The organism is Streptomyces violascens, assembly GCF_014649955.1.
Lineage (GTDB): Bacteria > Actinomycetota > Actinomycetes > Streptomycetales > Streptomycetaceae > Streptomyces > Streptomyces violascens.
This window is the reverse complement of record NZ_BMUA01000001.1, coordinates 869,061-885,952: the sequence shown is the minus strand read 5'-3', so window position 1 is coordinate 885,952 and position 16,892 is coordinate 869,061. Positions and strand designations below refer to the sequence as shown.

General features: G+C 71.1%; 16 protein-coding genes. 10 read left to right on the top strand and 6 right to left on the bottom strand.

All coding sequences use genetic code 11. From position 1 onward, the window contains the following. Positions 1–23: 23 nt before the first annotated feature. On the top strand, positions 24–1,727 hold the full coding sequence (locus IE206_RS04130; protein ID WP_189960481.1) for a serine/threonine-protein kinase: 1,704 nt from the start codon (positions 24–26) through the stop codon (positions 1,725–1,727). 40 nt (positions 1,728–1,767) lie between these two features. Here IE206_RS04130 and IE206_RS04125 read toward each other — a convergent pair whose 3' ends face one another. Beyond that, positions 1,768–2,829, bottom strand: coding sequence for a LacI family DNA-binding transcriptional regulator (locus IE206_RS04125; RefSeq protein WP_226598714.1), 1,062 nt, complete (start codon positions 2,827–2,829; stop codon positions 1,768–1,770). Between the two features lie 159 nt (positions 2,830–2,988). Between IE206_RS04125 and IE206_RS04120 the strand changes: the two genes are divergently transcribed. From IE206_RS04120 to IE206_RS04090, 7 genes are all read left to right on the top strand, one after another. Next, on the top strand, positions 2,989–3,942 hold the full coding sequence (locus IE206_RS04120) for an ROK family protein (protein WP_189960479.1): 954 nt from the start codon (positions 2,989–2,991) through the stop codon (positions 3,940–3,942). Positions 3,943–4,235: 293 nt separating this feature from the next. Further along, the gene (locus IE206_RS04115) at positions 4,236–5,531 is read left to right on the top strand and encodes an ABC transporter substrate-binding protein (RefSeq protein WP_189960478.1); all 1,296 of its coding nucleotides are present in this window, start codon (positions 4,236–4,238) and stop codon (positions 5,529–5,531) included. A gap of 68 nt (positions 5,532–5,599) precedes the next feature. After that, positions 5,600–6,514 carry a carbohydrate ABC transporter permease gene (locus tag IE206_RS04110; protein WP_189960477.1) on the top strand — a complete coding sequence of 305 codons (915 nt, stop codon included), beginning with the start codon at positions 5,600–5,602 and terminating at the stop codon, positions 6,512–6,514. Continuing rightward, a complete protein-coding gene (locus tag IE206_RS04105; protein WP_189960476.1) occupies positions 6,511–7,434 on the top strand; it encodes a carbohydrate ABC transporter permease in 924 nt (307 codons plus the stop codon). Before IE206_RS04110 ends, IE206_RS04105 begins: the two co-directional genes overlap by 4 nt. A gap of 219 nt (positions 7,435–7,653) precedes the next feature. Continuing rightward, entirely contained in the window at positions 7,654–7,926 is a 273-nt protein-coding gene (locus IE206_RS04100; protein WP_189960475.1) for a hypothetical protein, read from the top strand. A gap of 79 nt (positions 7,927–8,005) precedes the next feature. Further along, on the top strand, positions 8,006–9,211 hold the full coding sequence (locus tag IE206_RS04095) for an RNA ligase (RefSeq protein ID WP_226598709.1): 1,206 nt from the start codon (positions 8,006–8,008) through the stop codon (positions 9,209–9,211). Positions 9,212–9,219: 8 nt separating this feature from the next. Beyond that, the gene (locus tag IE206_RS04090) at positions 9,220–10,143 is read left to right on the top strand and encodes a phosphatase domain-containing protein (protein WP_189960474.1); all 924 of its coding nucleotides are present in this window, start codon (positions 9,220–9,222) and stop codon (positions 10,141–10,143) included. A 14-nt stretch (positions 10,144–10,157) separates the two neighbouring features. Here the strand turns inward: IE206_RS04090 and IE206_RS04085 are convergent, their stop codons facing one another. Further along, the gene (locus IE206_RS04085; protein WP_189960473.1) at positions 10,158–10,874 is read right to left on the bottom strand and encodes a 2OG-Fe(II) oxygenase; all 717 of its coding nucleotides are present in this window, start codon (positions 10,872–10,874) and stop codon (positions 10,158–10,160) included. Positions 10,875–10,998: 124 nt separating this feature from the next. Then, on the bottom strand, positions 10,999–11,175 hold the full coding sequence (locus tag IE206_RS04080; RefSeq protein WP_189960472.1) for a DUF8839 family protein: 177 nt from the start codon (positions 11,173–11,175) through the stop codon (positions 10,999–11,001). Between the two features lie 241 nt (positions 11,176–11,416). On the opposite strand from IE206_RS04080, the gene IE206_RS04075 reads away from it, so the two are divergent. After that, a complete protein-coding gene (locus IE206_RS04075; protein WP_189960471.1) occupies positions 11,417–12,457 on the top strand; it encodes an NUDIX hydrolase in 1,041 nt (346 codons plus the stop codon). On the opposite strand, the gene IE206_RS04070 is transcribed toward IE206_RS04075, so the two are convergent. Both IE206_RS04070 and IE206_RS04065 read right to left on the bottom strand, forming a co-directional pair. Further along, entirely contained in the window at positions 12,416–13,126 is a 711-nt protein-coding gene (locus IE206_RS04070; RefSeq protein WP_189960470.1) for an MBL fold metallo-hydrolase, read from the bottom strand. The two genes, IE206_RS04075 and IE206_RS04070, sit on opposite strands and share 42 nt — an antisense overlap. Before the next feature lie 90 nt (positions 13,127–13,216). Further along, the gene (locus IE206_RS04065) at positions 13,217–14,581 is read right to left on the bottom strand and encodes a dipeptidase (RefSeq protein ID WP_189960469.1); all 1,365 of its coding nucleotides are present in this window, start codon (positions 14,579–14,581) and stop codon (positions 13,217–13,219) included. Between the two features lie 177 nt (positions 14,582–14,758). Here IE206_RS04065 and IE206_RS04060 point away from each other — a divergent pair, with 177 nt between their 5' ends. Continuing rightward, entirely contained in the window at positions 14,759–16,024 is a 1,266-nt protein-coding gene (locus IE206_RS04060; protein ID WP_226598707.1) for a geranylgeranyl reductase family protein, read from the top strand. A 45-nt stretch (positions 16,025–16,069) separates the two neighbouring features. On the opposite strand, the gene IE206_RS04055 is transcribed toward IE206_RS04060, so the two are convergent. Further along, positions 16,070–16,807, bottom strand: coding sequence for a TNT domain-containing protein (locus tag IE206_RS04055; protein ID WP_373300865.1), 738 nt, complete (start codon positions 16,805–16,807; stop codon positions 16,070–16,072). Positions 16,808–16,892: the final 85 nt, after the last annotated feature.

The following is a 16,892-nucleotide window of genomic DNA, read 5'->3' as shown; positions in this document are numbered from 1 at the left end:
CGCCACACAGGGACGGGGCAGCGGTGTCTACGGGGGAGAGCCAACTACTGGCGGGCCGCTACCGGGTCGTCGAGCAGCTCGGCCGAGGCGGCATGGGCGTCGTGTGGCGCGCCCACGACGAAGTGCTCGGCCGCGAGGTCGCCGTCAAGGAACTGCGCACCTTCAGCGACGCCTCCGCGCCCGAGCTGGGCGATCTGTGCCTGCGCATGCAGCGAGAGGCGCGGGCGGCGGCACGGGTGCGCCACCCCTCGGTCGTCGCCGTCCACGACGTCACCGAGCACGAGGGCCGGCCCGTCATCGTCATGGAGCTGGTCGAGGGCCCCTCGCTCGACGACGTGCTCCGCGAACGCGGCGTCCTGGAACCCGGTGAGGCCGCCGCCATCGGCGCCAAGGTCCTCGAAGCGCTGGCCGCGGCCCACCGGGCGGGCGTGCTGCACCGCGACGTGAAGCCCGGCAACGTGCTGCTCGACGCCTCGGGCCGGGTGGTCCTCACCGACTTCGGCATCGCCGCCATGGACGACCCCGGCGACGGCTCGGAAACCCATCTGACCCGCAGCGGCGAGCTGGTCGGCTCCCTCGACTACCTGGCTCCCGAGCGGGCCCAGGGCCAGGAACCCGGCCCCGCGTCCGACGTCTGGGCGCTCGGCGCGACGCTGTACGCCGCCGTCGAAGGCGCGGCCCCCTTCCGCCGCACCTCCACCTGGTCGACCCTGAACGCGATCGTGGTCGAGCCACTGCCCGAGGCACGCCGGGCCGGACCGCTCGGGCCCGTACTGCGGCGCCTCATGGACAAGGACCCGACGCAGCGGCCCGACGCGGGGACCGCGGCACGGCTGCTCGCGGAGGTAGCGGCTGCCGCGGGCCCGGGGGAGACGGGGCCGACCGCGGTGCGGACTTCCCTGTCGGCCCCCTCGCCGCCGCGCTCGGCGACCGTACGCGATGTGCTGCCGCACCGGCCGGAGGGATTCGGGCCGGTCACGCCCGTGCCGGAGCAGCCCGAAGGCTTTGGGCCGGTGGTCACGCAGATCCCGGAACCGACTCCGGAGCCGCGCCCCTCGGCCGGGCGGAGCGGGGGCAAGGTCCTGATCGCGGCCGGGGCGGCCGCCGTGCTGCTCGTCGGCGGCGGTGTCGCGTACGCGCTCCTCGATCACGGAGACGCGAGAGGCGGTCAGGCCGTGGGGGCGGCGAACAGCGCGCCCCCGGGCACGGGCGCGGCGGACGATCAGCTCGGCTCCGCGGGCCTGAACACATCCGGTCCCTCCGCGAGCCCGATGCCCAACTCGCCCTCGTCCAGGCCGAGTTCGAGCCCGAAGCCGTCCGCCAAGGGTGACGCCGGGAAGGGCGGGGATGCGAAGGGCGACGCGAGCAAGGCGCCCGACCCGAAGAAGAACACCCCGAGCGCCCCCGGCACGGGCGGCACCTCGGGTGGCGCCGAGCCCCCGGCCGGCAGCTGCCGGCCGACCGCGGGAGGCAAGTTCGACTGCCAGGTGTGGCGCACCGCGAAGTCCATCCGCCACGACGGCGGCGCGGCGGGCGTGCTCAACGCGGGCACCAACTACTTCTATTGCCAGGCGGACCTGGGCCGGCGCGAGACGTACGGGAAATGGACCAACACCTGGTGGGCCAGGACCGACGACGACAGCGGCAACACGAACGTCTACGTCAGCGTGGTCTACCTGAAGGGCGGCGACAACGACCAGCCGGTGCCGGGCCTGAAGACCTGCTGAACCGAGCCGACCGGTGCCGGGCTTCAAGGCCCGCTGCCGCTCAGCGGGATTGCCGATCCGCCGACTGGGCGTCCGTGGGCGGCGGGATCTCGCCCGAACCGCGCTGGATCAGGACGGTGGGCAGCTCCACACGGGCGGGCGTCTCGTCGGCGCCGTCGAGCCGCCGGAAGAGCAGCTCCGCCGCCGTGCGGCCGAGGGTGGCGGCATCCTGCGAGATGACCGTGATGCCGAGCAGGTCGGCCAGCTCGATGTCGTCGAAGCCGACCAGGGCCACCGGGCTCTCGCGGCCCGCCAGGACGCGTACCGCCGTGACCGTCACCCGGTTGTTGCCCGAGAAAAGGGCGGTGACCGCGTCCGGTCCCGCCAGCATGGACTCGGCGGCCGCGCGCACGCGCTCGGGGGATGTCGAGCCCAGCGACACCCAGGATTCGTCGACCGGCAGATCCGCGTCCGCCATCGCCGCGCGGTAGCCGCGCAACCGCTCGGTGGCCGTGTGAATGCGGGGCTGGTCGCCGATGAAGCCGATCCGCCGGTGACCCTGCGCGATCAGATGGGCCACGCCCGCGCGGGCGCCGCCGAAGCTGTCGGACAGGACCACATCGGCGTCGATCCGCCCGGCCGGGCGGTCCACGAACACCGTCGCCACGCCCGCCTTTATCTCCGGTTCGAGATAGCGGTGGTCGGACCCGGCCGGGATCACGATGAGCCCGTCCACCCGGCGGGCGCAGAACGCCAGGACCAACTCCTGCTCGCGGTCCGCGTCCTCGGCGCTGGAGCCGTTGATGAGCAGCGCCCCGTGCTCCCGCGCGACCTCCTCCACGGCTCGGCTGAGCGGCCCGTAGAACGGGTCGGCGAGGTCTTCGAGGACCAGGCCGATCGAGGCGGTACGGCCCTTGCGCAGCACTCGCGCACTGTCGTTGCGGCGAAAGCCCAGCGCCTCGATGGCCTCCTGCACCCGGCGCTCGGTGTCCGGGGTCACCCCGGGCTCGCCGTTGACCACCCGGGACACCGTCTTGAGGCCGACACCGGCACGCGCGGCGACATCCTTCATCGTCGGACGGTTGCCGTAGCGGGGCTCGTGGTGGCGGGCATTCTCGGCCACAGTGCACAGTCCTGTCGTCGTCGGGAGCCGTCCGGCGCGGTCGAGTGCCATAACGGTGTGTGTGGCGTCGAGCATAGGCCCTGGACAACGTTGTCACATGCATGGAGACTCTCATCTTGACCTGCCGTTACCCGTCCCTCACCAGGAGATCCGACCTCGATGCACACCGACCTCGTGGCCGCGCTCGACATCGGCGGCACCAAGATCGCCGGAGCCCTGGTGGACGCCGACGGCCGGCTTCTCGTCCGGGCCCAGCGGCCGACTCCCGCCCATGAGGACGGCGACACGGTGATGCGCGCGGCCGAGGCGGTCCTCGCCGAGCTGACCGGATCCCCACTGTGGGAGCGCACGAGCGCGGTCGGCATCGGCAGCGCCGGGCCCGTGGACGCGTCGGCGGGCACGGTCAGCCCGGTCAACATCCCCGGCTGGCGTGGCTTTCCGTTGGTCGAGCGGGTGCGCGCGGTGACCGGCGGCCTCGACGTCGAACTCGTCGGCGACGGCGTCGCGATGGCCGCCGCCGAACACTGGCTGGGCGCGGCCCGCGGCCACGACAACGCGCTGTGCATGGTCGTGTCGACCGGTGTCGGCGGCGGGCTCGTTCTCGGCGGCAAACTGCACCCCGGCCCCACCGGCAACGCGGGTCACATCGGCCACATCAGCGTCGACCTCGACGGCGACGCCTGCCCGTGCGGGGCGCGGGGCTGTGTGGAACGGATCGCCAGCGGCCCCAACATCGCCCGCCGCGCCCTGGAGAACGGCTGGCGTCCCAGCCCCGACGGCGACGCCTCGGCCGCCGCCGTCGCCGCGGCCGCCCGGTCCGGCGACCCGGTCGCCGTCGCCTCCTTCGAGCGCGCGGCCCAGGCCCTGGCCGCGGGCGTCGCCGCGACCGCGACGCTGGTCGAGATCGAGATCGCGGTGATAGGCGGGGGAGTGGCCGGCGCGGGCGATGTCCTCTTCACCCCGCTGCGCCGGGCGCTGCGCGACTACGCCACGCTCTCCTTCGTCCAGCGCCTCACCGTCGCGCCCGCGCTGATGGGTACGGACGCGGGTCTGGTGGGGGCGGCCGCGGCCGCTGCCGCGCGGCGGTCGGACGCGGCTGCGTTGCTGAAGTGACTGCTCCGACGTCTCCTCTCGCGAAGCCCAAAAGGGGCAAGGTAGGACGACTTCACACCCCTGCTGGCCGACCGTCAGCGACGAGCGTTTCCGGTAGGGCTTGTTGAAGTCTGTTGGATGAGAAGCGGTAACGGTTGCCCGCCTTTGCGTCAAAACCCTTGACGACGTTCTGACTTGGGGGTGTGATCCAAGCCTCGCGTTCGGTTGTGTTGGGTTGCACCCCGAAGGAGGGGGACATGGCGCAGTCATCGTTCAACGGTCCTGCAACGCCCAAAAGCGTGGCAGGACATCGGATGTCCCGGCGGAATCTTCTGCGTGGTGCGGCGATCGGAGCCGGGGCGGTCGCGCTGCCCTCGCTGCTCGCGGCGTGCGGCAGCGGGCCCGGCGGGGACTCCAAGACGATCCGGATGGGCTCGAATTCCTCGGACGCCGTCCCCAAGAAGGCGTTCGCCGACGCGTTCGCGGCGTACGAGAAGCAGTCCAAGGAAGACCGCAAGATCAAGGTCAACACCGTCGACCACAACACCTTCCAGGAGAACATCAACCGCTATCTGCAGGGCAAGCCGGACGATGTCTTCATGTGGTTCGCGGGCTACCGCATGCAGTTCTTCGCGCAGAAGGGTCTGCTGTACGACATAAGCGACCTCTGGTCGGGCTTCCAGGGCTTCTCCGACGCGCTCAAGGCGCAGTCGACCGGCGCGGACGGCAAGCAGTACTTCGTGCCGTACTACTACTACCCGTGGGCGGTGTTCCACCGCGCGAGCGTCTTCCAGCAGCACGGGTACACGGCGCCCAAGACCTTCGACCAGTACGTCGAGCTGGCGAAGCAGATGCAGAAGGACAAGCTCGATCCGATCGCGTTCTGCGACAAGGACGGCTGGCCCGCCATGGGCACCTTCGACTATCTCAACATGCGCACCAACGGCTACGACTTCCACAAGTCCCTGATGGCCGGGAAGGAGGCGTGGACCGACAAGCGGGTCAAGGACGTCTTCGACAGCTGGCGCCGCATCCTTCCGTACTGCCAGCAGGGCGCCAACGGGCGCACCTGGCAGGAAGCCGCGCAGAGCCTCCAGAAGAAGCAGTCGGGCATGGCGGTGTTCGGACTGCCGCACGTGGGCCAGCAGTTCCCGAAGGAGGACCAGGACGACATCGCGTTCTTCCCGTTCCCCGAGATCGACCCGCAGTACGGCCAGGACGCGGTCGAGGCCCCCATCGACGGCTTCCTGCTCGCCAAGAACGCCAAGGAGCTGAAGAACAAGCAGTCCCTGGAGAGCGCCAAGGACCTGCTCAAGTGGCTCGCCACTCCCCAGGCGGAGGACGTCTACCTCGCGGGCGACCCGAACAACATTGCCGTCAACTCCGGGGCGGACACCGCCAAGTACAGCCCCCTGCAGAAGAAGGCGGTCGAGCTGGTCTCCGGGGCCAAGCAGATCTCGCAGTTCCTGGACCGCGACACCCGCCCCGACTTCGCCTCCACGGTGATGATCCCGGCCATCCAGAAGTTCATCGGCAACCCGAAGGACGTCGACGGCCTCGTCAACGACATCGAGCGGCAGAAGAAGTCCATCTTCGCCACCGAGGGCTGAGAGCAGGGGCCCGAAGCCCAGCGCTCCTCCAACTGACCGACATTGGCTTCGACTTGGAGTACTCAGCCGTGGCGCTCATCACCGCGCGGCGCGCAGGACGACGGGGCCCCAGGCGGTTCACCGCCCGCGACCTCGCCGTCCTCGGCGTGCTGCTTGGCCTGCCCGTCCTGCTCGACATCGCCATCGTGTGGGGCCCGACCCTCGCCTCCGTCGTCCTGTCCTTCACCAGCTGGGACGGCATCGGCGACATCAAGTGGGTCGGCACGCGGAACTACACCGACCTGTTCACCAACTACCCGCCGTTCTGGCCGGCGGTCCGGCACAACCTGATGTGGCTGGGCGTACTCGGCTTCGTGGCAACGCCGTTCGGGCTGCTGCTCGCCGTGCTCATCGACAAGGGCGTGCGGTTCAGCCGCTTCTACCAGTCGACGCTGTACATGCCGGTCGTCCTCTCCCTCGCCGTCGTCGGATTCATCGCCCAACTGGTCTTCTCCCGCGACCAGGGAGCGCTCAACGCCGTGCTCGGCAACAAGGGCGACCCGACCGACTGGCTCGGCGACCCGAACCTGAACATCTGGATGATCCTCCTCGCCGCGGCCTGGCGGCACACCGGCTACGTGATGATCCTCTACCTGGCAGGGCTGAAGGCCGTCGACCCCTCGCTCAAGGAGGCCGCGGCCATCGACGGCGCGAGCGAGCGCCAGACCTTCTTCCGGGTCGTCTTCCCGACGCTCCGCCCGGTCAACGTCATCGTCGGCGTCATCACGGTCATCGAGTCGCTGCGCGCCTTCGACATCGTGTACGCCGTCAACCACGGGCGCAACGGCCTCGAAGTGCTCTCGGTGCTCGTCACCGACAACATCATCGGCGAGGCCAGCCGCATCGGCTTCGGCTCGGCGATCGCCGTGGTGCTGCTGGCCGTCTCCCTCGGCTTCGTCATCACGTACCTGGTCCAGGAGATCCGAGGGGAGAAGAGCCGATGACCACCCACACCGCGCCCGCGCCCACGACCACCGCCCCGGCGACGGCCCCCGCAGCCCGCCGGCGCCGGGTGCGCCCGGGCCGCCTCGGCGTACACGCGTTCCTGATGGCGGTCTCGCTCGCCTTCCTCGCACCGCTGCTGCTCGCCGTGTACGCGTCGCTGCGCCCGTACGAGGAGACGTCGCGAGACGGCTATTTCTCGCTCCCCAAGCACCTCTCCTTCGCCTACTACAAGCAGGCGTTCACCGACTCGGGCATGACGAAGTACTTCGTCAACACCCTGATCATCGCGGTGCCGGGCGTGATCCTCGTGCTGTTCTTCGCCGCGTTCGTGGCGTTCGCCGTCTCACGCCTCAAACTCCGCGGCGGCATTGTCCTGTTGATGCTGTTCACGGCGGGCAACCTGCTGCCCCAGCAGGTCATCGTGACGCCGCTGTACGTCGTATTCAACCGCATCCCGCTGCCGTACTGGATGTCCGACTCGATGACCATGTTCGACTCGTACTGGGCCGTCATCGCCGTCCAGGTCGGCTTCCAGATCGGGTTCTGCGTCTTCGTGCTCGCCAACTTCATGCGCACCCTGCCGCAGGAGATCCTGGAGGCGGCGATCGTCGACGGCGCGGGGGTGTGGACCCAGTACTGGCGCATCACCCTGCCCCTGTGCCGCCCGGCCCTCGCGGCGCTGGCCACGCTCCAGTTCACCTGGATGTACAACGACTTCCTGTGGGCCCTGGTCTTCATGTCCGACGGCGACAAACTCCCCATCACCTCGGCACTGAACAACCTGCGTGGCCAATTTTTCACCGATTACAACCTGTTGGCGGCGGGCTCGGTGATCGTCGCGCTGCCGACGCTGATCGTGTTCCTGCTGCTGCAACGCCACTTCATCGCGGGGCTGACGCTGGGGTCCAGCAAAGGATAGAGCTCGAGTGACGGATCGTCAGGTTGGCGGATCGTCATGGCGGCGGCTCGGGAAGCCGGCCGGGGCCGCCGTCCCCGCGACCCGCCGTCCAGTCCGGCTCCAGCGGCAATCCGGCGTCCCTCAAGGCGTACGCCAGAAGGTCTGCGGCCTCAGACAGATACGCGCCTGCTACCGCCCGGCCGTCGCACGGGCCGTCGCAGCCCGGCCCTGGAGTCCGCCATGACCGTCGAACTGCACGTCGCCACCGCTCTGTTGCACGACATCGACTCGGCGCGCAACCCGCTGCCCGGCCGTGAGGTCGCCCGGCGGACGAGTCCCGTGAACCCCACCGTCACCATCCTCGATCTGGAGACGGCCGACGCGCCCGAGGGGGCCGCGCTCATGGACCCCATCTTCCAGCGCGCCGGGTTCCACGACATACGCATCACCGAGATCCGCTGGTACGACCGGGACGGCTACTTCATCGCACCCAGCATTCCGCTCGCGGCCTGAGTGCTGATCGAAATTCCCTCGCTCCGCCGGTCGGGATCGGTCAAGCTGCACGTGACAGCACCCTTCCCTGGAGCAAGCAGTGATCGACCTCGACCGTATCGTCCCGCCCGCAGGCCTGGCCGCCGCCATCGACGCCGGCCACGTCGTCCGCAAGGCGCACCCCGAACTGCCGCTGTCGATCCTCTCCTACACGAGGGCGTGCCAGTACGAGCAGGCGTGGGACGAGGTGACCACGCGCTGCCGCGGCCTCGTGGTCGACGACGTGAGCGGGACGGTCGTGGCGCACTGCCTGCCCAAGTTCTTCAACGTCGGCGAGCACAACCACGGCCGCCCCTACGCGCCGCCGCTGCCCGACGAGCCGTTCGAGGTGTACGACAAGGTCGACGGTTCGCTCGGCATCGCCTTCCACTACGAGGGCCGCTGGCGAGTCGCCTCCCGGGGCTCGTTCACCTCCGAACAGGCCGCCTGGGCGACCGCCTGGTTGCAGGGGCGGGACACGTCGGCGCTGCGGCCCGGCGTCACCTACCTCGCGGAGATCCTCTACCCCGAGAACCGGATCGTCGTCGACTACGGCGGCCGCCGCGACCTCGTACTCCTCGCCGCGTACGAGGCGACGGGCGAGGAGATCGGTCTGTCCCGGGCCGCCGAGGACTGGGCGCAGGTCGGCTCGGTGGCGCGCACGTGGCCCGCGATGCCGCTCGCCGAACTCCTCGCGCGCGCCGAGTCCAACGTGCGCGCCGACGGCCGCGAGGCCACCGGCACGGACGCCGAGGGCTATGTCCTGCGGTACGCCTCCGGCCTGCGGGTCAAGGCCAAGATCAGCGAGTACGTACGGCTGCACAAGGTGCTCACCGGCATCACCGAGCGGGACATCTGGCGCTTCCTCGGCATTCGCCGGTTCACCGGCGAGGACCCCAAGCGGGTCGCCCAGGCGCTGGGCTGCGCGCCCGGTGAGATCGCGGAACTCACCGCGGACGGCGCCGACCCGCTGGAAGCTATGCTTCAGCAGGTCCCTGACGAGTTCGACACCTGGGTGCAGAGTGTGGCGGCGCGCCTGGACGGGCAGGCCGCCGAACTGGCCCGCCTCGCCGCCGAGCACTTCGGCGAGATCGCCCGACTCGCCCAGGACCGGGGCGCGTTCGCCCGCGCCGCGCAGCGGATCCAGGACCGCACCGTACGCGCGGCCGTGTTCCAGCTGCTCGACGGCCGCGGCATCGACCTGATGATCTGGCGGTCCGTCAAACCGACGGCCGCCGACCCGTTCACGAACGACGAAGAAAGCTGATCTGTTCCATGCCCACCGTGCACGTCATGACCGGACTGCCCGCCTCCGGCAAGACCACCGCCGCCCGCAAGCTCGTGGCGGACTCCGACGGCCAGTGCCGCCGCGTCAACCTCGACGACCTGCGCGGCATGTTCGACCACGCGGCCGAAGGGCGGGAGCGGTCGTACGCCGCCGAGCGGAGCGTCCTCGCGGTCCAGGACGCCGCCGTGCGCGAGACGATCGCCGCCGGATTCGACGTGGTGGTCGACAACACGCATCTGACCCCGAACATCCCCAAGCGCCTCAAGGCCGCCGTCGCGGGCCGGGCCCGGTTCGTCGTGCACGACTTCACGGATGTGCCCGTCGAGGAGTGCCTGCGTCGCGACGCGGCCCGCGCCAACCCGGTCGGCGAGGACATCATCCGCCTGCTCGCCGACAAGCACGCCAAGGCCGTACGCAACGGATGGCGGCTCACCGACGCCTGGATGAACGACACCGTCGTCCTTGCCGAGGTCGAGCCCTACACCCCGGACGAGACCCTGCCCAGCGCGGTGATGTGCGACATCGACGGCACGCTCGCCATCAACCTCAACCGCAACCCGTACGACTTCACGCGCTGCGAGCAGGACGGCCTCAACGGGTCCGTCCGTGACGCGCTGACCGGCTTCCGGCAGGCGCACGGGGACAAGATCGTGCTGCTCTCGGGCCGGGGCGAGGAGTTCCGGCCGCAGACCCAGGCGTGGCTCGCCGCGCACGACGTGCCGTACGACGAGCTGTGGATGCGGCCGGCCGGCGACGGGCGACGCGACGACCTGGTGAAGGCCGAGCTCTTCGACGCGCATGTCCGTCACCGGTTCAACGTCCGTGTGAGCCTCGACGACCGCGATCGGGTCGTGGCGATCTGGCGCCGCATGGGCCTGCCCACCTGGCAGGTCAACTACGGCGATTTCTAAGGGAGTTCATGCCCTCAGGTCGCGTCGTGGAAGACGAGGCCGAGGGTGCGGCGGTGGCCGGTGCGCACGGTGCTGACGCCGTGCCGCACCGGCGCCGCCGACCAGCCGCGCCGGGAGGCCACCGGCCGGTCCCGGGTGGTGAACACCAGCCCGTGGCCCTGCGGAATCAGGGTCGCGGTGCCCCGCGACTGGGCCCGCGGCCGCTGCTCCACGAGAAGGAACTCGCCTCCGGTGTAGTCGGTGCCGGGCGCGTCCAGGCCGACGACGACCTGGAGCGGGAACACCGCCTCGCCGAACACGTCGCGGTGCAGGGCGTTCCAGTCGCCGGGCCCGTACCGCAGCAGGATCTGCGCGCATCTGGCCTGCCCGGCCTCGTGACACCGGGCCAGCCACTCCTCCAGGGTGTCCGGCCACGGTGCGGGCCGGCCAAGGCGCTCCGCCCAGTCGCGGGCGATGGGAAGAAGGAGTGGATAGAAGGCCGCGCGCAGTTCACGCACCACATCCGGCAGCGGCTCCGCGAAGTAGCGGTACTGCCCGGATCCGAAGCGGTGGCGCGCCATGTCGACCGTCGCCCGGAACCGGTCGGCCCGGTCGTAGGCGTCGGCCAGTGAACGGCACTGGGCCGCGGTGAGGAGGCGGTGGGTCGGCGCGCAGCCGTACGCGTCGAGCTCCTCGACGATCTTCGGCCAGTCGCCCGCGCTCACGCGGTCGGCCGTGCGGGTGCTGGACATGGGGCCCTCCGATGTGCGGGGCACAGGGTTCGTGCCCGGACGGTGCAACACATCGAGGGTCACGCCGTCCGCCCGCGCCGACCGGCGGAATCCGGACGTCGCGCTGAGGGCGGGCGCGGCGGCGTCAGCCGACGGGTTCCGGCACGGGGCGGGTGACGACGACCAGGAAGGCGTCGCTCTCCAGATCCATCACGACCTCGGCCGCGAGCCCTTCGTTCCTGCGGTCGCGTGCGAACTCCTCGGCCGGCCAGTGGCCGTACGGCCCGCCAGCGGGAAAACGTTCCAGTACCGTACGGCGCATTTCGTCGCCCCTTGTCATCTCTTCCGGCACCCGCACAACGACGTCTCCGCCGTCGGCGTTACGGCCCCCCGTGGCCGGTGCTCGTACATCAAGACGCCGCCAAGGGCCCGAAGGTCGCGTCCCGCAGGCAACAGCCCGGCCACAGTTGGGTACGCGATCAAGGACGGCCACAGCCGGGGCGCGGGTTTCCGTGGCAGGGTGTTGCGGGCAGTCCACTGGGGGCTACCGAAGAGGGGGAACCGTGATCGTCTGGGTCAACGGTGCGTTCGGCGCGGGCAAGACCAGCACCGCGCGCGAGCTGATCGACCTGATCCCGAACAGCACGTTCTACGACCCCGAGGTGATCGGCGGGGCACTGCGGCACCTGCTGCCGCAGAAGATGCTCGACCAGGTGACCGACTACCAGGACCTGCCGATCTGGCGGCGGCTGGTGGTGGACGGCGCGGCCGCGCTGCACGCGGAGGTCGGCGGTGTGCTCGTGGTCCCGATGACCCTGCTGAGGCAGGAGTACCGGGACGAGATCTTCGGCGGGCTCGCGGCCCGCCGCATCCCCGTACGCCATGTGGTCCTCACTCAGGAGGAAACGATCCTGCGGGCGCGTATCGCCGCCCGGGTGGAGTTCCCCGACGACCCCGAGGCCGACGAGCAGCGCGTCCGCAAATGGGCGTACGAGCACATCGAGGCCTTCCGGCGTGCGCTCGGCTGGATCGCCGCCGACGCGCACACCGTCGACAACAGCGCGCTCACCCCGCGCGAGAGCGCCGAGCGAATAGCCGACGCGGTCCGCTCCGGAGCGGCCCGCGCATGCGAGATCGTGCAGACCCCCGAGCCCACCGCCGAGACGCTCGCCGCCGGGGTGCTGCTCTTCGACGACCAGGACCGGGTGCTCCTGGTCGACCCCACCTACAAGCCCGGCTGGGAGTTCCCCGGCGGCGTCGTCGAGCGCGGCGAGGCCCCCGCCAGGGCCGGCGTCCGCGAGGTCGAGGAGGAGCTCGGCGTCCGGCTCGACCGCGTACCGAGGCTGTTGGTGGTCGACTGGGAACCGCCCAGGCCCCCCGGGTTCGGCGGCCTGCGGATGCTCTTCGACGGCGGCCGGCTCGACAGCGCGCGGGCCGGGCGGGTGCTGCTGCCCGGCGCCGAACTGCGCGGCTGGCGCTTCGTCAGTGAGCAGGAGGCCGCGCAGCTGCTGCCGCCCGCCCGCTTCGAGCGGCTGCGCTGGGCGCTGCGGGCGAGGGAGCGGTCAACCGTGCTCAACCTGGAGGCCGGAGTCCCGGTCGGCTGAGGCCTTCATGACCGCCGCCGCGTTCTCGGTCAGCGGGTCGCCGTGCCCGAAGCAGACGGTGTCCGCGGCGAGTTCGGCAAGACGGCGGAACGAGGCGAGCGCCCGCTCCCGGTCGGTGTTGAACACCCCCACCATCACCTGGCCGACCCCGGCCACACTGTCGCCCGTGAACAGCACGCCGGAGCGCGGCAGATGGACCGACATCGAGCCGTCGGTGTGGCCGGGGGAGTGGACGACGACCGCGCCGTCGCCGAAGCCCAGCGCGTCCCCGTCGCCCACCTCGCGGTCCACCCGGGTCGACGGTGCCTCCGGAACCGTCAGCGCGTGCTCGTACAGCGGACGTTCCCAGTCCAGGAGCACCGGCTGCGGAGTGGGCAGCTCGCCCCGGATCACCGGGGCGTCGAGACGGTGCGCGATCACCTCGGCGCCGTGCCGCTCGGCGAGCTCGCCGGCCGCGCCGAAGTGGTCGCGGTGACAGTGCGTGATCACGATGCGGCGGATGTCGGACGGGTCGAGCCCGAGTCCGCGGATCGCCTCCTCGATGGGCGCCGCCGCGTTCACGTCGCCGGCGTCGATGAGGGTGAGCCCGTCGTCGTCGCGCCACAGATACGCCTGCCCGACGGGAAAGCGGAACATGTGCAGCCGGGGGAGGACTTCTACGAGATCCATGCGGCGAACGTACGTCGGTGACGCCGCTCGACGCATGGATCTACGCTCTGGGCGATGTCCGCCGAGCGCTGAACCCCCGAAGAGAAGGGCTCAACTCCGCTTGGACTCCGCGTAGTTGACCAGGAAGTGCGCCTCCGCGACCGACAGCCGCTCCAGCTCCTGGGGCGACACGCTCTCGTTCACCGCGTGGATCTGTGCCTCCGGCTCGCTGAGGCCGATCAGCAGGATCTCGGCCTGCGGGTACAGCGCCGCCAGGGTGTTGCACAGCGGGATCGAGCCGCCCATGCCCGAGGACTGCATCTCCTCGCCCGGGTAGGCCACCGCCATCGCCTCGGCCATCGAGGTGTAGGCCGGGCTGTTGATGTCCGCGCGGAACGGCTGGCCCTGGCCGACCTGCTCGAAGCTGACCCGGGCGTTCCACGGGACGTGCTTCTCGATGTGCGCGTAGAGGAGCTTGGTCGCCTCGGCCGCGTCCTGGCCGGGCGGCACCCGCAGGCTGATCTGCGCGCGGGCGCTCGCCGGGATGGACGGCGTCGCGCCGGCCACCGGGTGGCAGTCGATGCCGATGACCGTGACGGCCGGGCGGGCCCAGATGCGGTCGGCGACGGTGCCGGTGCCGGGCAGCGACACCCCGTCGAGGACCTTGGCGTCCTGGCGGAACTCCGCCTCCGGGTACTGCAGCCCGTCCCACGCGGAGTCCGCGGCCAGGCCCTCGATGACGGTCTGGCCGTTCTCGTCCCGCAGCGAGTCCAGTACGCGGATGAGCGCGGCCAGCGCGTCCGGGGCGGCGCCGCCGAACTGACCCGAGTGCAGATTGCCCTCAAGGGTGTCGATCTGGACGCGGATCATGGTCATGCCGCGCAGCGTCGCCGTCACCGTGGGCAGGCCGACCCGGAAGTTGCCGGTGTCGCCGATGACGATCGCGTCGGCGGTGAGCAGTTCGGGGTGCGCCTCGGCGTACTGCTCCAGACCGCCGGTGCCCTGCTCCTCCGAGCCCTCCACGATCACCTTGACGGAGACCGGGACGCCGCCGTTCGCCTTCAGGGCGCGCAGCGCGAGCAGGTGCATGATGAACCCGCCCTTGCAGTCCGCCGCGCCGCGGCCGTACCAGCGGCCGTCGCGCTCGGTCAGCTCGAACGGCGGCGTCACCCACGCGGACTCGTCCAGCTTGGGCTGCACGTCGTAGTGCGCGTAGAGGAGCACCGTCGGTGCGCCCACCGGGCCGGGCAGCAGCCCGTACACCGACTGCGAACCGTCCGGGGTGTCGAGCAGGGCGACGTCCTGGAAGCCCTCGGTGCGCAGCGCGTCGGCCACCCAGTTCGCCGCGGCCTCGCACTCGCTCTTCGGCGCCACCGCCTCGTCCGCCACCGATTGGAACGCGACCAGCTCGGTGAGCTCCGTCTTGGCGCGGGGCATCAGCGACGCGATGGTCTCGGCGATCGGATGGGCGGTCATGGGCACGCTCCTCGTGGGTGCGACGTTGTATGTACAGATACGCAGGTGCACGTGTGTGTACGGCGAAGGTATGGCCGATCCTCCCACAACGGGCCAGGACAGGAGGGCGGGGCTACTGCCCCGTAGGATGCGGTCGTCAACAGGGGCCACTGGTCGGACGGGGAGCAAAGGCACATCGTGAGCAGCGAGAACGCAGACGCCGGGACGGACGGACCGCTGGAAGAGCACCAGGGCGAGCCCGCCGCCGAAGCGGTGACCGGACCGGGTGCGGGGCCCGTCTGGGATGTCGTCGTGGTCGGCGCGGGCCCCGCGGGAGCCTCGGCCGCGTACGCGGCGGCGGCCGCGGGGCGCAAGGTGCTGCTCCTGGAGAAGGCCGAACTGCCCCGCTACAAGACCTGCGGCGGCGGCATCATCGGCCCCTCGCGCGACGCCCTGCCGCCCGGCTTCGAGCTGCCGCTCCAGGACCGGGTGCACGCGGTCACCTTCTCCCTCAACGGGAAGCTGACGCGCACCCGACGCTCCAAGAAGATGCTGTTCGGCCTGATCAACCGGCCGGAGTTCGACGCGGGCCTGGTCGCGATCGCCGAGAAGGAGGGCGCCGTGATCCGTACCGGCGTCACCGTCTCCAAGGTCGAGCAGCACGGCTCGGCCGTGCCCGACCGGCGCACCGTCGCCGTGGTCCTCTCCGACGGGGAGACCGTGCTGGCCCGGGCGGTCGTCGGCGCCGACGGCAGCGCCAGCCGCATAGGGGCACACGTCGGCGTGAAGACCGAGCAGGTCGACCTCGGCCTCGAAGCCGAGATCCCGGTGCCGCCGAGCGTCGCCGAGGACTGGGCCGGGCGGGTGCTCATCGACTGGGGCCCGATGCCCGGCAGTTACGGCTGGGTCTTCCCCAAGGGCGACACCCTGACCGTCGGCGTGATCTCGACGCGCGGCGAAGGCGCCGCCACCAAGCGCTATCTGGAGGACTTCATCGCCCGGCTCGGCCTCGCGGGCTTCGAACCGGCCGTCTCCTCCGGCCACTTGACGCGCTGCCGCAGCGACGACTCGCCGCTGTCCCGAGGCCGCGTCCTGGTCTGCGGCGACGCGGCGGGCCTCCTTGAGCCGTGGACGCGGGAAGGCATCTCCTTCGCGCTGCGCTCGGGCCGCCTCGCCGGCGAGTGGGCGGTGCGCATCGCCGAGTCGCAGGACGCCGTCGACGCCCGCCGCCAGGCGCTGAACTACGCGTTCGCCATCAAGGCCGGGCTCGGCGTCGAGATGGGCGTGGGCCGCCGGATGCTCACCCTCTTCGAGAAGCGCCCGCTGCTGCTGCACGCCGCGATCACCGGATTCCGGCCCGCGTGGAAGGCCTTCGCCGACATCACCCGCGGTGCCACCACCCTGGCCGGTCTGGTGCGTACGCATCCGATGGCCCGGCAGGCCCTGGACGCCGTCGACCGCTGACCGGCACGGGCCGGGGCCGTGCGCCCCGGCCCGCGCCGGCCGGCCTCAGCCGATGCCCGCGAGCGCGCTCGCCGCGGCCGTCGGGTTGGTCTCGGCCTTCAGATAGCCGTGGTCGAGCAGCCACTTGACGTTGAGGGACTGGCCCTGGCCGGGGTCGAGCAACGCCGGGTCCAGCTTGATCTGCCGCCCGCCGCCCGGCTGGTCGAACCAGGGCGCGATCCGGCCCTGCCACACGGTGAACGACTTCACGACCTCGTACGCGTGATAGGCGCACGGGTAGGCGGCCTCACGGGTGATCAGGCTCTGCGGGGGCAGCGCCCGCTCGCTGTAGCGGGCCCCCGCCGGGGCGAGGAACGAGCCGTACTCGGAGCCGAACCGGTCCAGGTCCTCGCCGACGCGCAGCGCGACCGCGTGCTTGTCCGGGGTGCCGTCGGGGCGGTTGGCGAAGCCGTCGCCCGGCGGGTACTTCCAGGACCCGGCGGTGGTGTCCCAGAACGTGGCGAGGAACGTCGGCGGGGTGAGGTGTCCGGTGCGGTGGTAGCCGAGGACCAGCGGCCCCACCGGCCCGTTCCAGGGCCGGGGCAGATACTGCGGGCCGAGCCGCTCGTCGCCCTGGTACGCGCCGGAGCACGCGGCCGGACGCTGGGCCGACAGAGCGGCCGTCGCCGCACCGCCGTCCGTCGCCGCCTGCGCGGTGCCGGTGCCTATCAGCGCGGTGGCGGCGAGGGCCGCGAACGCCGTCCCGACGAGAACGCGCAGTCTGCGCAGGGGTTTCACCGAGATCCTCCTCAGAGATGATGAGTCATCACATCTACTGGGAAGAAAGTGACTTGTGGGTCCCCGGTCGCAAGTTCGGCCGAATAACGGC

What these genes read in the sequence shown, in the direction of transcription:
- IE206_RS04120 (WP_189960479.1), top strand. Translation starts at nt 2,989, where the DNA reads ATGCACACCGACCTCGTGGCCGCGCTCGACATCGGCGGCACCAAGATC.
- IE206_RS04070 (WP_189960470.1), bottom strand. Translation starts at nt 13,126, where the DNA reads ATGGATCTCGTAGAAGTCCTCCCCCGGCTGCACATGTTCCGCTTTCCC.
- IE206_RS04105 (WP_189960476.1), top strand. Translation starts at nt 6,511, where the DNA reads ATGACCACCCACACCGCGCCCGCGCCCACGACCACCGCCCCGGCGACG.
- IE206_RS04100 (WP_189960475.1), top strand. Translation starts at nt 7,654, where the DNA reads ATGACCGTCGAACTGCACGTCGCCACCGCTCTGTTGCACGACATCGAC.
- IE206_RS04115 (WP_189960478.1), top strand. Translation starts at nt 4,236, where the DNA reads ATGTCCCGGCGGAATCTTCTGCGTGGTGCGGCGATCGGAGCCGGGGCG.
- IE206_RS04080 (WP_189960472.1), bottom strand. Translation starts at nt 11,175, where the DNA reads ATGCGCCGTACGGTACTGGAACGTTTTCCCGCTGGCGGGCCGTACGGC.
- IE206_RS04065 (WP_189960469.1), bottom strand. Translation starts at nt 14,581, where the DNA reads ATGACCGCCCATCCGATCGCCGAGACCATCGCGTCGCTGATGCCCCGC.
- IE206_RS04085 (WP_189960473.1), bottom strand. Translation starts at nt 10,874, where the DNA reads ATGTCCAGCACCCGCACGGCCGACCGCGTGAGCGCGGGCGACTGGCCG.
- IE206_RS04090 (WP_189960474.1), top strand. Translation starts at nt 9,220, where the DNA reads ATGCCCACCGTGCACGTCATGACCGGACTGCCCGCCTCCGGCAAGACC.